Raw genomic sequence first — 14,971 nt, forward strand, 5'->3', positions numbered from 1 at the left:
GACCGGCGTCAGCCGGCCTGGTTGATTCGGAGCAGATTGCCCGCGGGGTCGCGGAACGCGCAGTCGCGCACCCCGTATGGCTGGTCCATGGGCTCCTGGACCACGTCGGCACCGCTGTCGACGAGCCGCTCGAACACGGCGTCGAGATCGTCGCTCGCGAGCATCAGCGCGCCGTAGCTTCCTTTGGCTATCAGTTCGAGGATCGTCTGGCGTTCGGTGTCGGTGATACCGGGGTCCGTGGCCGGCGGGTGCAGCACGATCGAAGTCCCTGGTTGCCCTTGCGGACCGACAGTGAGCCATCGCAGGCCGTCATAGCCGACGTCGTTGCGCACTTCGAAACCGAGGGCATCTCGGTAGAAGCCGAGGGCGGCCTCGGCGTCGGTGTGTGGGAGGAATGCGTAGTGGATGCTGATGTTCATGGGTTCACGTTAGATGCGCATCGGTGCGCGGTGCTTCTTGATTCCTGATCGGTCTGATGACGTGTTTCGCCTGGAAGGTGGGAATTCCCTCGACATCGGCTGCGCGCTCACGATACACGCGGGGTGGGACACCGACGAGCTCGGTGAATCGAGAGCTGAAGGTGCCGAGTGAGGAGCATCCCACTTCGAAGCACACCTCGGTGACGCTGAGATCGCCACGACGCAGCAGCGCCATGGCCCTCTCGATCCGACGGGTCATCAGATAGGAGTAGGGCGATTCGCCGTAGGTCTCTTTGAAGCGCCTGCTGAGGTGCCCCGCCGACATGTGCGCGCCGCGCGCGAGCGCCTCGACGTCGAGGGGCGTGGCGTAGTCGCGATCGATGCGATCCCGCACTCTGCGCATCACGACGAGCTCGCGGAGCCGCGCATCGTCGTCCGGGTTCACCTCACGACTTTCGCATGTCCTCTCGTATCCGAGTGTGAACTCCCACGACATATCGATATCAGCTTCCCCAATCTCGCCCCGGACAGCGCTACTCTGTCAGCATCCCTCACAGGATTTTCTCAGAAAGGGTCCCCCACCATGACTGATCCCCTCGCTACCGAAGCGAAATCTCTGTTCAAGTCCATCCGCGTCGTCCTCGCGGTCTCCGGCGCCATCGCATTGATCGCCGGCATCGTCCTGCTCGTCTGGCCTGCCAAGTCCGCCGTCATCGTCACCGGCATCTTCGCCACCTACCTCGTGATCGCCGGCCTCGTCTATGTCGGCCTCGGCATCTTCTCGCGCGTCAAGGGCGGCTGGGCTCGAGTGGGGCACATCGTGCTCGGCCTCGTCTACATCGTGGCCGGCGTCATCGCGTTCGCCAACCTCGGCGTCGCCGCTGCGACGCTCGCGCTCGTCGTCGTCATCTTCATCGGCATCAGCTGGATCGTCGACGGAGTGGTGGCGCTGTCCCTCCTCGGCCGAGACGGCTCGCGGGTGTGGACGCTGCTCTACGCGCTCCTCAGCATCATCGCCGGCATCGTCGTGCTCTTCTCCCCGCTGTACGCGGCGGCGGTCCTCTGGCTGGTTCTCGGCATCTCTCTCGTCGTCCTCGGAATCGTGCAGATCGTCCGCGCGATCACCCTCGGAAAGGACGCGAAGGAGTTCGTGGCCTCGGCGAAGGCCGACTCCGCGATCTGACTCTCCTCGCAACGCAGAGAGCCCCGTCCGTCCGGACGGGGCTCTCTGCGTTCGTCTCAGCGATTCACTCCGCTGCGAAGGCGCTCACGTCACCCACGAGGCGGGTGTTGTCAGCAGGCACAGCATCGACCGCCGCGCGTGCGACCTCTGCCGCGAATTCCGAGACGTTGTAGAGCTTGCCTGCGGATTCGCGGCGCTCGGCGATCGCGCCGGGATTCGCACGCTCGAGCAGCGTCGCCGTGATCGTGCCTTCGATCATGTCGCCCGAGACGACGGTGAATCCGATGCCCTTCTCCCCGAGAGCCGGGATGCGCTCCCGGAGCGCGTCTTCGCCGGCGCGCTTCGACAGCGCGACCGGCTCGTACTCCGGCATCGTCGGCGTGGTGCGGATGAAGTGCGCCTGGTGGCTCGTGACGAACACGACTCGGGACCCGTCGCCGAGCAGAGGGGCAGCCGCGTCGAGGACGTTGAGCTGCGCATCGCGGTTGAGCGTCAGGGCGTAGTCCTCCGCCATCCCGGATTCCATGCCCCCGGATGCGTTGAGAACCAGCACGTCGAGGCGACCGAACTCGGCCTTCACCGCATCGAACATCTCACCGACCGACGCGGGATCCGTGAGATCCGCGCCGACGACGAGCACACGTCGTCCGAGCTCGCGCAGCTGGCGGGCGAGCTTCTCGGCGCGCGGCGCCTTGTTGCGGAAGTTGATGACCACGTCGGCGCCGGCCTCAGCGAGGTAGCGCACGGTGTCCGCCCCGATCCCTCGTGACGAGCCGGTGACAAGGGCGACCTTGCCCTCGAGAGAACCTGCGGGAAGAACGTCGGTCACGGTGACTCCTCTGATGCGTGAATCGCCGTGATGACACGGCGGTTTCAGACTATCAAGCCGACCCCGTCGAGCCGGGACCGGGCTCGCGCTGCGTGATAGGTTGACCGCAAAGGAGGCCGCATGGACAACTTCGCGACATTCGTACAGTTCATCGACCAATGGGCATGGATCGGGTGGCTGATCCTGATCGCCATCTTCCTCGTGATCGAGATGCTGACTCTCGACTTCACCTTCCTGATGCTGAGCTTCGGCAGCGTCGTCGGACTCGTCACCGACTTCCTCGGGATCCCGGTGTGGGTGCAAGTGCTGATCGCCGCAGCGGCGGCCGCGCTCTTCATCCTCTTCCTCCGTCCACCGCTGATCAAACGCCTGCATCGCGGTGAGGACCCGACCAAGTCCAACGTCGAAGCGCTGCTCGACCTGCGCGGCACCGCGCTGCAGGACATCACCCAGATCTCGGGCCAGGTGAAGCTGAGCAACGGCGACACCTGGACCGCCCGCACCGCCGGGGCCGTGCCGATCCCCCAGGGGTCACCGATCGCAGTGATCGCGATCAACGGCGCGACCGCGACCGTCCGTCCCGTCAACGACTAGGAGAACCTCTTGGACGATGCATCGTTCATTCCCGCAGCGATCGGGTGGATCCTCGTCATCGCGATCATCATCTTCGTGGTGGTCACGCTGGCTCGGTCCATCCGCATCATCCCCCAGGCCACCGCCGGGGTGGTCGAGCGTCTGGGCCGTTATCACAAGACGCTGATGCCGGGACTCAATATCCTGGTGCCCTTCATCGATCGGCTGCGCCCCCTCATCGACATGCGCGAGCAGGTCGTGTCGTTCCCGCCGCAGCCTGTGATCACCGAGGACAACCTGGTGGTCTCGATCGACACCGTGGTCTACTTCCAGGTGACCGACGCCCGGGCTGCGACGTACGAGATCGCGAACTATCTCGGCGCCGTCGAGCAGCTCACGACGACGACGCTCCGAAACGTCGTCGGTGGTCTCAACCTCGAAGAGGCTCTCACCAGCCGCGACAACATCAACGGCCAGCTCCGCGTCGTGCTCGACGAGGCGACGGGCAAGTGGGGCATCCGCGTCGGCCGAGTGGAACTGAAGGCGATCGACCCGCCGATCTCGATCCAGGACTCGATGGAGAAGCAGATGCGCGCCGAGCGTGACCGGCGCGCGGCGATCCTCACCGCTGAGGGAACGAAGCAGTCGGCGATTCTCGAGGCCGAGGGCGCGCGGCAGGCGGAGATCCTCCGCGCAGAGGGTGACAAGCAGGCCGCTGTGCTGCGCGCACAGGGTGAGGCCGAAGCGATCCAGAACGTCTTCACCGCCATCCACCAGGGCGAGCCGGACGACAAGCTGCTGGCCTACCAGTACCTGCAGATGCTGCCGAAGATCAGCGAGGGGCAGTCGAACAAGCTCTGGATCATCCCGAGCGAACTGACCGAAGCTCTCAAGGGCATCGGCTCCGCGTTCACGCCGAAGCCCGGCCAGCCTCCGACGAACTACCCGGGCGCGTGACGCACCCCTACTTCGAGAAGGCGGCCCACCCCAGAGTCCTCGCCCACCGCGGTCTGATCACCGCGGCGGGCGAGGACTCCGGCGTCTGGGAGAACTCGGCAGCGGCGTTCGCAGCGGCTCACGCCGCCGGCGCCGAGTACATCGAGACGGACTGCCGGATGACGGCAGACGGTGACGTCGTGCTGTTCCACGATGCGACGCTGCAGCGCCTTGTCGATGATCCCCGACCCGTGCGGGATGTGCGCACACGTGAGCTCGCCAGGATCTTCGCCGACCACGGCGGACTCCTCACCGTCGCGGAAGCGCTGGCCGCGTTCCCGACGACACGCTTCAACATCGACGTGAAGACGACCGAGGCCGCCGTGCCCCTCGGCCCGATTCTTGCGGACCACACGCATCGTGTGCTCGTTACCAGCTTCTCGGATGCCGACCGTCGCGCCACGATCGCATCCGTGCTCCGGGCCGGTGCCGCTCTCAGACCGGCCACCTCGGGTGGCAGCCGCACCATCGCCGCCGTCCGCGCGCTCTCGGCCGTCCGCCTCTCCCCCGGCCGGGCGTTGCGCGACATCGACGTCCTGCAGATCCCCGAGCGTCATCGCGGAGTGAAGATCCTCACCACGTCGCTGCTGCGCGCCGCGCATCGACGCGGCGTCGAGGTCCACGTGTGGACCGTGAACGATGCCGGCTCGATGCGACGGCTCGTCGAGGCCGGCGTAGACGGGATCGTCACCGACCGCGCCGACGTCGCCCTGGCCACAGTCGGCCGCTGATCGCGCCACGCCGCCTTTACGCTGTGGCGCTGGGATTCCGCTGTGAATCGCGCCGAGAATCCGCTCGCGTGGATGAAGCGCACAGGCTGGAGCGTTATACCTGACAGCGACGAGAGGACCACACAATGGCAGATCGCAGCCTACGCGGCATCCGACTCGGCGCCCAGAGCCTACAGAGCGAAGAGGGCGTCGTTTTCATGGAGCGCCGTGAAACCACCTACATCTGTGACACCTGCGGCCATGTCACGAACCTGATGTTCTCGGCGGACGCAGAGCCGCCCCAGACCTGGGAATGCCGTGCCTGCGGAGCGGACGCCCGCCTGAACGTCGACGGCCAGGCCGTCACGCTCGACGCCACCGACGAGAAGGCAGCACGCACGCACTGGGACATGCTCCTGGAGCGTCGCACCCGCGCGGAGCTCGAAGAGCTCCTCGAAGAGCGACTCGCCTTCATCCGCGCACGCCGCGGTGCGGGCGAAGACCCGACCCGCGAGAAGATCGGCGCCTAGCGCCGGCGGGCGCGCAACCACCCGAAGGCCAGCGCGCCCAACCCGCCCCACAGCAGAATCTGCTGGATCCAGGGGCCGAGAACCATTCCAGCGGTCAGGCCGGAGCGTAGTTCGACATCCTCGAGCAGCGCTCCGGCCTTTCCCGCATCCAGACTCGAGACGGTCGACCCGTCAGGTCGGATGACCTGACTGGTTCCGACGGTCGAGATGTTGACCACGCTGCGCCCCGTCTCGATCGCACGCATCCGCGCGAAAGCGAGCTGCTGCAGATTCTCATCGGTTCCACGGAAGTCGGCGTTGTTCGTCTGGAAGACGAGCACCTCCGCGCCGTCTCCGATCCCCTCGTTGATGACGTCGTCGTAGATCACGTCGAAGCAGATCGCCAGCCCGACCTTCACTCCGTCGACATCGATGACCGGCGGATTCGTGCCCGGCGTGTACTCGCGTTGGATGAGACCGATCAGGTCGGGGGCGAGGGCGTTGAAGAAGCCGCGGTCGGGTACATACTCGCCGAAGGGAACCGGATGCCGCTTGTCATGCAGCTGGCCGTCGGCGCCGTCCTGCGTCCACAGCATCGACGTGTTGTAGAACAGACCTTCACGCTCCGTCGCGGCATTGGCGAGCAGCGGCGCGCCGATCCGTGAGGCGATCGCGCTCATCCTTCGCGCCAGCGAATCCGACTGGAACGGGTCGTAGTCGAGCGATCCCTCGGGCCAGACCAGAAGGTCGACGTCCTCGCCGTAGAGCGGTTCGGTCGCGTCCGTCTGCGCGTCGATGAGCGAGTACGGCTGGCGCTCGTCGAAATACCCGCTCGGCCCGTTCCCCTGCACGGCGGCGATGCGCATAGACCCGCTGACTGTCGTGGGGAACAGAGGAGTGACCAGCAGGGCCACCATGACGATGACCGGTGCGATCAGCGCGGTCGGGCGGCGCCAAGCACGTTCGCGAACCACCTGGATGACGAGGGCGACGAGGAACACCATCAGGAAGCTGAGTCCGCTGACGCCGACCCACGATGTGACGGGGGCCAGCGGACTCTCGGCCTGGCTCATGCCCAGCCGTGCCCAGGGAAAGCCTCCGTAGGGCCAGGAGCCGACGAACAGCTCTCGCCCGACCCACAGGGCGGCCACGACGACCGGAACGAGCAGGAGCCGCACCCAGGCGCTCGGGAAGGCCTTGGGGATCCAGCGATAGGCCAGGGTGGTCAGGATCAAGGCCGCTGCCGTGAGAACGCCTTCGAGGACGCTCAGCGCGGCCCAGGGCAGCGGACCCAGATAGCGCGATGTGAACGACACGAGGAGTCCGAAGAAGATCACCCCGTAGACGAGTCCCACCGCGAGCGCACCTCCGGCCCGACGGCCGATCAGCGCGACGAGCAGCAGCGCGGTGGCCGGGAACGCCAGCGCCCACACCGCGGTGTCCGGGTAGGCGAGATCCATCAGGAGGGCAGCCGCCGCGGCGGCCGGAAGGGCGAGCGAAAGGGGTAGAAGAGGGCGCTGTCGCACTCGGGAATCAGGCATGGGTCCTGGTCTCACATCGAGGAGTAGGCGACGATGCCGCGGCGCACACCATCGAGAGCGACGCGCGCATTGCGTGCCAGCGCACCGTCCTCGGCGACGATGGAGAGCTGGTCGAGCAGGTCGATGGTCTGTTTGGCCCAGCGCACGAAGTCTCCTGCGGCCATGTCGGCGTCGACCAGGACGCGATCCAGCATCCCGCCACGGGCCCACGAGTGCATGGCTCCGGCGAGACCGGCGGCCAACGGCTCGGAACCCGGGAGATGGTGATCCTTCTCGAGGTCGTCGAGCTCGGCCCACAGCGTCGTGGTCTTCTCGTACGCCGCGCGGAAAGCCCCCCGTGGCAGATCGCGCTCGCCCGAGTTCGCCTCGTCGCGGCGTGGCTCGTAGACGAGGCAGCAGGCCATCGCGGCGAGCGAGGGTGCATCCAGACCGCTCCACAGCCCTTGCCGCAGAGATTCGGCGACCAGCAGGTCACGCTCCCCGTAGATGCGACGCATGGTCCGGCCGGCTTCGGTGAGGGTGGTCTCGTCATCCTCGTCTCGATGGAGGTAGTCGAGGGTCTCGAGCACCTCGACGACGCGGTCGAAGACACGAGCCACAGTTCCGGTCCTCGTCTCGATCTGACGACGGATACGGTCGTTCTGCCGCTTGAGCTTCCAGTAGCGCTCGGCCCAGCGGGCGTGGGATTCACGATCTGGACAACGGTGACAACCGTGACGTTGCATCCGGGTGCGCAGACCCTGGATCTGCTTCATGCGCTTGTCGCGCGACGCCCGGGGAGCGTTCGAGTCCTGGCGGTTCTTCTTCTCGAGGTCACTGAGCTCTCGACGGATCGAGGCGTAATCCAGGAAGTCACCATGGTCACAGACCATCGCCGCCTTGTAGCCCTCGAGAGACTCCTCCGCCTCGCGCACCTGACGGGCGAGTCCGACGACGGCCCGATCCGCCTGGAACTGAGCGAAGGACGATTCGAGCACCTCGCGAGCCCGCTGCTTGCCGAACAGATCGATCAGGTTGACGGCCATGTTGTAGGTCGGACGGAAACTCGAGTTGAGCGGATAGGTGCGTCGCGAGGCGAGTGCAGCGACCGCCTGCGGATCCATCCCCTCGGTCCACTGAACCACGGCATGGCCCTCGACATCGATGCCGCGTCGCCCGGCTCGTCCGGTGAGCTGCGTGTACTCCCCCGAGGTGATCGCCACGCGGGCCTCGCCGTTGAACTTCTCCATCTTCTCGAGCACCACGGTGCGCGCAGGCATGTTGATGCCCAGCGCCAGCGTCTCGGTCGCGAACACGACCTTCACGAGTTTGCGCTTGTAGAGCTCCTCCACCACCTCCTTGAAGGCGGGCAGAAGCCCGGCGTGGTGTGCGGCCACGCCGCGTTCGAGGTTCTCCAGCCAGTCCCAATAACCGAGAACTCCGAGATCTTCGTCCTGCAGCGACCGGGTTCTGTCCTCGACGATGGCGCGGATCTCGGCCCGTTCCTCGGTCGATGTCAGCCGGACACCCGATCTGCGCACCTGCTGGACCGCCGCGTCGCAGCCGACCCTGCTGAAGATGAAGAAGATCGCCGGCAGAAGGTTCGCCTGCTCGAGCAACCGCACAACATCGGGGCGGTCCATGCGCTCGATCCGTCGCACGTTCGCCGAGCGGACGGGTCGACGTCCTCCGCGAGGCGGACGCTGCGCCTGCCGTCCGGCATGACGATTGCTGCGATACGACTGCGCCTCGCGGTTGTTCTCATAGTTGGAACCGGTGAAGGAGCGGATGCGCATCAGCTCCTGATTCACCTGCGCCGTCGCGATTCCCGCGCGGTCGTCGAAGAGCGGAAGCAGGTCGTCGCGCACCAGCACATGCTGCTCGAGTGGCACCGGTCGGATCTCCGAGACGATCACCTCGGTGTCGCCGCGAACCGTGTCGAGCCAGTCGCCGAACTCCTCGGCATTCGAGACCGTGGCACTCAGCGAGACCAGTCGCACCTGCTGCGGCAGATGGATGATGACCTCTTCCCACACGGCCCCACGGAACCTGTCGGCGAGGTAGTGCACCTCGTCCATCACCACATACCGGAGGTCGCGCAACGCCGCGGAATCGGCGTAGATCATGTTGCGCAGCACCTCGGTCGTCATGACGACGATCCGGGCGTTGCCGTTGATGTTCGTATCGCCGGTCAGCAGACCCACATCGTCGGCCCCGTAGACGTCTACCAGCTCGCGGAACTTCTGGTTGGAGAGCGCCTTCATCGGCGTCGTGTAGAAGGCCTTGTCGCTCGGCGTCTGCATCGCGAGGTGGATCGCGAACTCCCCGACGATCGTCTTTCCCGCACCCGTCGGTGCCGCGACCAGCACACTCCGCCCGTCCTCGAGCGCATGGCACCCTTCGATCTGGAACGGGTCGAGCTCGAACTTCTGGTTGGCAGCGAAGCCGATGGTCGCCGGATGCCCCGCGGCTTCGCGAGCCGCAGCGTACCGTTCGGCCGGCGAGCTCATGCGCTCACGGGTTCGATGCCCGCGGCCGCGTCAGCCTTGCGCTTGCGCCGATCGAACAGCATCGAGATGAATGTCGCCGCGAAGTAGAGCACGATCATCGACCCCATCAGCAGCAGCATCGAGAAGACATCCGCGGGCGGCGTGGTGACCGCCGCGAAGATCGTGCAGACGAGGATCGCCACGCGCCAGCCCTTGAGGATCTCCTTGCCCGAGACGATGCCCGCAAGGTTGAGCGCGACGAGGAAGACGGGGAGGACGAAGGCGATGCCGAGCACCAGCAGGAACTTGAAGACGAAGTCGTAATACGTCGCGTAGTCGAAGAACTGCGCCATGCCCGTGGGCACGAACGAGGCCATGATCTCGATGACGTGTGGCAGGACGAAGAAGGCGACTGTGCACCCGCCGAAGAACAGAGGGATGGCTGCCCCCAGGAACCCCCAGGTGTACTGGGTCTCCTTCTTGGTGAGCCCCGGCATCACGAATGCCCATACCTGCCAGAGCCACACCGGTGCGGAGATGAGGAGGCCGATGGCGAAGGCGATGCGCATGCGCAGATCGAACCCGCTGGTCACGGTCGTGAAGTTGAGACCGACGTACTCACGGCCTTCTTCTTCGGCGATGGCGGCGATCGGGATCGACAGCAGATCGATGACCGGCCCGGTGATGACGAACGCGATGATCATCCCGACCACGAGCGCACCGGCCGCGATGAAGAGTCGTCGTCGCAGCTCGACCAGATGCGCGCCGAGAGACATCCGCCTGTCGCGGCCCGGCGTCTCCTGGTCGGCGGATTCGAGAGCGGACACGAACTATGCGGATCGAGGAGGCTGACCCGGATCCGTGTCGCGAGCCGTCACCGTCGTGTCTGCGACCGAAGCCGCGGGGGTCGGGGATGCGGGGTTCGCGGTGTCAGTCGCGTCCTCGTTCTTCATCGCCTTCATCTCGCCCTTGAATACCCGGGCGGACTGACCGAGGCTCTTCGCGAGTGCCGGCAGCTTCGCCGCACCGAAGAGCAGCAGGATGACGGCGAGGATGATCAGCAGATGTGGCCAACCGAAAGCGCCCATGATTCTCCTTCGTCGTTTGTGAAAGTCTACCGGGCGTTGTCGCCGTCAGGGTGGTGATACAGGGCGAGTCCCGCAGCAGCCCATTCTCGCGCTGCGGTGCGGGCGACGCCGGGGTCCACGACTTCGAGGGCTCCGCCGAACTTCGCCGCCAGGCGCTTCACTCCCCGGGGGTCGGCGAGGTGCAGCCGCACGGTGACGATCCCGTCGCTGACTTCCGCGTTGTCGGCGGTGAGGAAGTCTCCGAGCAGTGGCGCCATCCGCTCGGGCACGCGAACTCGAACCTCGCCCTCGTCCTCGACGGCCGCGAATGCCTCAGGGACGTGGTCTCCGGCATGGGTGATCGGGATCTCGGTCAGATGCGCGTCGCTCACCCGATCCAGATGGAACGTCCGCATCGCCTGCCGCATATGGCACCAGCCCTGCAGATACCACTGCGCGTTGGTGATCAACACCTGCACCGGATCCACGGTGCGCGTCGTGGGCGCGGCATCGGGTGCCTGATAGGTGAACGACACGGCGACGCCGTTCTGCACACCCCGTGAGACGACCTGGCGCACCTCGTCGACGGCGCTCGGCGCGACGACCACCTCTGCCGGAGCGTCTGCCGCACCGCGCGAGAGCTTCGAGATGAGACCGCTGACGAGTCCGGAGTCGGAGACCGCCGGCACGGCCGCGACCATCTGCAGCCCTGCGAGCAGAGCCGCTGCCTCGCGGGCGGTGAAGCGCGGAACCCGTCGCAGCGCGACATCGTTCGTGATCTCGATGACGTCCTCTTCGTCGAGGAGGTCCCAGTTGATGTCGAACATCTCCTGTGGCTGCTGCCAGAAACCTGAGTCACCCGGCAGTCCGATGACGGTCAGCTTCTCGACCATCTGACGCATCTCCGCCGGGGTCACCCCGAACTCCGCGGCCGCCTCAGCGAGGGAGACCTGACCGTGCTCGAGCAGATAGGGAACGAGCGTGAGGTAGACGCGTACGCGGTCGGCCGCGAGCAGCGGCTTGGACGGGGCGCTCATCGCGCCTCCCCTGCTTCTGAGTTCTTCGCGACGACTGCGGTCAGGCGATCGACGACGGCGGAGCGGAGCGCCACGGGCTCGACCACGCGCACCTCGGGACCGTACGAGGCGAGTTCATCGGCGAAGATGTGCAGGTCGACGAAGGGAACGAGGATGCCCTGGGGTGCCGCCGGCGTCGCGCGGCGGCCCAGACGCAGCGACGCCTCCGTTCCAGGGGTGACTTCGAGCAGCGCGGAGTTCTGAGACGCGACGCGATCGAGACCGCTCAGTGCACGCTCGCCGGCTCCTTCGCGCAGGGACGGGTCGAAGGCCTTCGCTGTCATCTTGACGTCGCCGACGATTCGGCTGAGCAGGAACATGCGATCCTCCTCGATGTCCACGTCGACGCCGAACACATGCCATCTCGCCTCGTAGTCGACGAGAGCGAGCGGACGAATGCTCCGACGGCGCGGAGCGTCCTCCCCCGGCTTGAGGTAGTCGAAGACGACGACTCGACTCTTCTCGATCGCGTCCTGCAGCTGCGGGAATGCGGCATCGCGAGCGGTGATCCTTGGCGCGAAGCCGATGATCGGCTCGTCGCCGTCGATCCCGAGCGCCCGGATCTTGCGCACGCCGGCCTTGGCATCGCCCGATGCGGATTCGGCGCTCCAGACGCTGCCGGCCAGCTGCAGCACGGCGAGCTCCGCCGCGGTGAACTCGATATCGCTCGGAAGATCGTATTCCGCCTGCGGAATACGATAACGGGCTTCGCGCAGGTCGTTGGGATCGGCCTGGTCGCCGATCGTCTCGACCGGGACGCCGAGAGTGCGCAGTTCGTCTTTGTCGCGTTCGAACATCTTCTCGAGCGCGTCGGAGCGCACTCCCGCGTCGGCACGCTGACGATAGCCCGACACGTTGTCCAGGATCTGCTGCTTGGTGAGCCCGATCTCCGTGGCCATGAGCGCCACGACGAGGTTCGTCAGACGCTCTTCCGCGGGAATACGGGCAGCCATCACTGCTCCGGGACGGGAACGATGCCCAGGATGTCGACCACGATCGCGGTCGCCGGGGTGCCGTCGGCTTCCGGCACGACGACGAGCAGCTGCGACCCGACGGTCGCTCCGACGAGCTCCTTCGCAGCCGGACCGATGTTGGGCTCCGCACCCCAGCTGCTCGAGGTGACGGTCTTGTCGTCCCAGCCCAGGGCCATGATGTTGGTCACGATCGTCGAATCCTTCTCGACCTTCGCTCCATCACCCTTGATGAGAGTCTGGGTCACGGTCTCCTTGGGGGCATCGCTGTCGGGGATGATCACACCCGGGGTTCCATCGGGAGCACGAACCACGGTCGGCAGGCCACGGGCGTCGTTGAACTGTGACGCTCCTTCGGCGTGTGCCAGATAGACGTCCTGCAGGTCGACGACCGCTACGACGTTCTCGTCCTTGGCGAGTCCGAATGCCTCGACATTGGCTTCGCCGAAGTCCTCGGGTGTCAGCACGGCGACGATCCGGCTGCCGCCGGTGGCGCACTCGAGCACCGTCTCGAGCCCGGCCGACCGCTCAGCCCAGTAGGAGATGCTGTGCACCCGGCTCGGGTCGCCGTTGAACTCGGATTCGTACAGCTTCTCGCCGCTCTCTCCGCCGTAGAAGGCGATGTCGAGCACCATGGGCTGCGAAGTCGACGTGAGGGTGTTCCCCTCGCCGGTGATCACGTCGGCGAAGGAGGTCTCGTCCGCCTTGACCGGACTGTAGACCGTGACGTCGGGAGCTTCGCCCAGATCGCCGTCCACGGACACCGAATCCTTGACGGACGCGGTCGACGCGGCCGCACGATCGCAGGCTTCCCCGGCGAACGAAGGCGCCGAAGCGCACCCGGTCAGAGTGAGGACGGCGAGGCTGAGGGTGGCCAGAACGGCGGACGTTTTACGCACGCGCTCCAGTCTATTCCGTCGGTGGCTCGGATTCGCGCGAACCGGATGCAAGACGCGCCCCTTCGGCGGCCTTGGCCGCCTCCCTGGCTCTCTTGCGGAGGTTCTTGTCGTTGATCTCCCGATCGCCGACGGCGCCGGGGGTCCACGCGTCGACATCCGCATCGCCGTAGCTGCTCTTCGAAGCCCTGCGCTTCACCTGGGGAGCTACGGCACCGGGTGCGAGCCGACGTGCCGTGAGCAGGAACCCGGTGTGAGCCACCATGCGGTGATCGGGCCTGACGGCGAGTCCTTCGACGTGCCAGCCTCGCACCATCGTCTCGGATGCCTCCGGATCGGTGAACAGCCCGGTGCCGCGGATGTACTCGGCGACCCGCGACAGCTGGGTGGCTGTCGCCACGTAGCAGAGCACGACGCCACCGGGGGTGAGCGCGTCGGCGACGACGTCCATGCACTCCCACGGTGCGAGCATGTCGAGGACGACGCGATCGACCGAGCCCGCGGGGAACTCGCTCGGAAGCGCATCCGCGAGGTCCCCGACCACCACGTTCCAGGTGTCGGGTGTCTCTCCGAAGAAGGTCTCGACGTTCCCGCGCGCGACCTGGGCGAAGTCCTCGCGGCGCTCGAATGACACCAGACGCCCGACCGGACCGATGGCCCGAAGCAGGGAGAGCGAGAGGGCACCTGATCCGACGCCCGCCTCGACCACGACGGCGCCGGGGAAGATGTCGGCCTGCATCACGATCTGCGCCGCATCCTTCGGGTAGACGATCGCCGCACCGCGTGGCATGGACATCGCGAAGTCACGGAGCAGAGGCCGCAGGGCGAGGTACTCGTGCCCCGAGCTGTTCGCGGCCACCGAACCGTCGGGAAGCCCGATGAGGTCCCTGTGCCGGAGAACTCCCTGATGGGTGTGCAGCTCCCCGTCCTCGCGGAGGGTCACGGTGTGCAGGCGTCCCTTGGGCCCGGTCAGCTGCACCCGATCGCCCTCTCTGAACGGCCCGCTCGGCCGCTGTGAGGTGATGTCGGTCATCGGGTGGCTCCCGTCATGGAGGTCTTGCGGTCGAAGAGTTCGATCAGGTCGGCGGCGGTGCGGCCCTCGAGGCTCGGCCAGAGCTCGTGCGCCCCGACGTCGTCGAGGGAGACGATGTGCGGCACGCCGAGAGCGACGGCGCCGGAGGCGATGCCCGCGCGGAGTCCGGTCGGAGAGTCCTCGATGACCACGGCATCGGTGATATCGATCTCGAGCAACGACGCAGCGTGCAGGTACGGCTCGGGATGGGGCTTGGGGTGGGTCACGTCGTCGCCCGCGACGACGATGTCGAAGGCCTCGAACTCGATCAGGTCGACCACGCTCAGAGCCATGCGACGCAACGACATCGTGACGAGGCCGGTGGGGATCCCCGCCGACTTCAGATCCTGCAGAAGCTCGCGGGCACCGGGGCGGAACGGCACGCCCTGCGTCCGCAGCGCATGCTGCACTCCATCGGTGAGGAGCGAGATGATCGACTCGGCATCCATGTCGACACCCGCGTTCTGGAGGATGATCGCGCTGTCGATGAGACCGTTGCCGACGAGCTGGAGAGCGTCCTCGTGGGTCCACTTTCCGCCGAACGATTCGACAAGCGCCGTCTCGGCTGCCATCCAATACGGCTCGGTGTCGACGAGTGTTCCGTCCATGTCCCAGAGGATCGCGCGGGGCTGTCTGCTCACCGAACCATGTTACCCGTGGC

Annotated in this window: 17 protein-coding genes; 5 read left to right on the plus strand and 12 right to left on the minus strand. The window is 66.4% G+C overall.

Annotated elements, in window-relative coordinates; genetic code table 11:
* Positions 1-8 precede the first annotated feature (8 nt).
* On the minus strand, positions 9-419 hold the full coding sequence (locus tag ACIP5T_RS02645) for a VOC family protein (protein ID WP_400860362.1): 411 nt from the start codon (positions 417-419) through the stop codon (positions 9-11).
* Positions 420-423: 4 nt separating this feature from the next.
* Complete coding sequence (locus ACIP5T_RS02650; protein ID WP_400864574.1) at positions 424-822, minus strand: helix-turn-helix transcriptional regulator; 399 nt, start codon at positions 820-822, stop codon at positions 424-426.
* Between the two features lie 180 nt (positions 823-1,002).
* Here ACIP5T_RS02650 and ACIP5T_RS02655 point away from each other — a divergent pair, with 180 nt between their 5' ends.
* The gene (locus ACIP5T_RS02655) at positions 1,003-1,602 is read left to right on the plus strand and encodes an HdeD family acid-resistance protein (protein WP_400860364.1); all 600 of its coding nucleotides are present in this window, start codon (positions 1,003-1,005) and stop codon (positions 1,600-1,602) included.
* 64 nt (positions 1,603-1,666) lie between these two features.
* Here the strand turns inward: ACIP5T_RS02655 and ACIP5T_RS02660 are convergent, their stop codons facing one another.
* Positions 1,667-2,431, minus strand: coding sequence for an SDR family oxidoreductase (locus ACIP5T_RS02660; protein WP_400860366.1), 765 nt, complete (start codon positions 2,429-2,431; stop codon positions 1,667-1,669).
* A gap of 120 nt (positions 2,432-2,551) precedes the next feature.
* Here ACIP5T_RS02660 and ACIP5T_RS02665 point away from each other — a divergent pair, with 120 nt between their 5' ends.
* The 4 genes from ACIP5T_RS02665 to ACIP5T_RS02680 all read left to right on the plus strand — a co-directional run bounded on the left by ACIP5T_RS02665 (position 2,552) and on the right by ACIP5T_RS02680 (position 5,240).
* Complete coding sequence (locus tag ACIP5T_RS02665) at positions 2,552-3,025, plus strand: NfeD family protein (RefSeq protein ID WP_400860368.1); 474 nt, start codon at positions 2,552-2,554, stop codon at positions 3,023-3,025.
* 9 nt (positions 3,026-3,034) lie between these two features.
* Positions 3,035-3,961, plus strand: a complete 927-nt coding sequence (locus ACIP5T_RS02670) for an SPFH domain-containing protein (protein WP_400860370.1) — start codon at positions 3,035-3,037, stop codon at positions 3,959-3,961.
* On the plus strand, positions 3,958-4,731 hold the full coding sequence (locus ACIP5T_RS02675) for a glycerophosphodiester phosphodiesterase family protein (protein ID WP_400860371.1): 774 nt from the start codon (positions 3,958-3,960) through the stop codon (positions 4,729-4,731). The genes ACIP5T_RS02670 and ACIP5T_RS02675 overlap by 4 nt, the downstream gene beginning before the upstream one ends.
* Before the next feature lie 125 nt (positions 4,732-4,856).
* Positions 4,857-5,240, plus strand: coding sequence for an RNA polymerase-binding protein RbpA (locus ACIP5T_RS02680; protein WP_042536672.1), 384 nt, complete (start codon positions 4,857-4,859; stop codon positions 5,238-5,240).
* Here ACIP5T_RS02680 and lnt read toward each other — a convergent pair.
* The 9 genes from lnt to ACIP5T_RS02725 are packed head-to-tail and all read right to left on the minus strand — an operon-like array spanning position 5,237 to position 14,951.
* Positions 5,237-6,760, minus strand: coding sequence for an apolipoprotein N-acyltransferase (gene lnt / locus ACIP5T_RS02685; protein ID WP_400860373.1), 1,524 nt, complete (start codon positions 6,758-6,760; stop codon positions 5,237-5,239). The genes ACIP5T_RS02680 and lnt overlap by 4 nt on opposite strands.
* 11 nt (positions 6,761-6,771) lie before the next feature.
* Positions 6,772-9,249, minus strand: a complete 2,478-nt coding sequence (locus ACIP5T_RS02690) for a DEAD/DEAH box helicase (RefSeq protein ID WP_400860374.1) — start codon at positions 9,247-9,249, stop codon at positions 6,772-6,774.
* Positions 9,246-10,004, minus strand: coding sequence for a twin-arginine translocase subunit TatC (gene tatC, locus ACIP5T_RS02695; RefSeq protein ID WP_400864577.1), 759 nt, complete (start codon positions 10,002-10,004; stop codon positions 9,246-9,248). The genes ACIP5T_RS02690 and tatC overlap by 4 nt, the downstream gene beginning before the upstream one ends.
* A 54-nt stretch (positions 10,005-10,058) precedes the next feature.
* Positions 10,059-10,316, minus strand: coding sequence for a Sec-independent protein translocase subunit TatA (gene tatA, locus ACIP5T_RS02700; RefSeq protein ID WP_400860376.1), 258 nt, complete (start codon positions 10,314-10,316; stop codon positions 10,059-10,061).
* A 26-nt stretch (positions 10,317-10,342) separates the two neighbouring features.
* Complete coding sequence (locus ACIP5T_RS02705; RefSeq protein ID WP_400860378.1) at positions 10,343-11,332, minus strand: helix-turn-helix transcriptional regulator; 990 nt, start codon at positions 11,330-11,332, stop codon at positions 10,343-10,345.
* Positions 11,329-12,324, minus strand: coding sequence for a helix-turn-helix transcriptional regulator (locus tag ACIP5T_RS02710; RefSeq protein WP_400860380.1), 996 nt, complete (start codon positions 12,322-12,324; stop codon positions 11,329-11,331). The genes ACIP5T_RS02705 and ACIP5T_RS02710 overlap by 4 nt, the downstream gene beginning before the upstream one ends.
* Positions 12,324-13,241, minus strand: a complete 918-nt coding sequence (locus ACIP5T_RS02715; RefSeq protein WP_400860381.1) for a hypothetical protein — start codon at positions 13,239-13,241, stop codon at positions 12,324-12,326. Before ACIP5T_RS02715 ends, ACIP5T_RS02710 begins: the two co-directional genes overlap by 1 nt.
* Before the next feature lie 10 nt (positions 13,242-13,251).
* Positions 13,252-14,271, minus strand: coding sequence for a tRNA (adenine-N1)-methyltransferase (locus ACIP5T_RS02720; protein ID WP_400860383.1), 1,020 nt, complete (start codon positions 14,269-14,271; stop codon positions 13,252-13,254).
* The gene (locus ACIP5T_RS02725) at positions 14,268-14,951 is read right to left on the minus strand and encodes an HAD family hydrolase (protein WP_400860385.1); all 684 of its coding nucleotides are present in this window, start codon (positions 14,949-14,951) and stop codon (positions 14,268-14,270) included. Before ACIP5T_RS02725 ends, ACIP5T_RS02720 begins: the two co-directional genes overlap by 4 nt.
* Positions 14,952-14,971 lie beyond the last annotated feature (20 nt).

It is taken from the genome of Microbacterium sp. NPDC088619 (genome assembly GCF_044752825.1).
Lineage (GTDB): Bacteria > Actinomycetota > Actinomycetes > Actinomycetales > Microbacteriaceae > Microbacterium.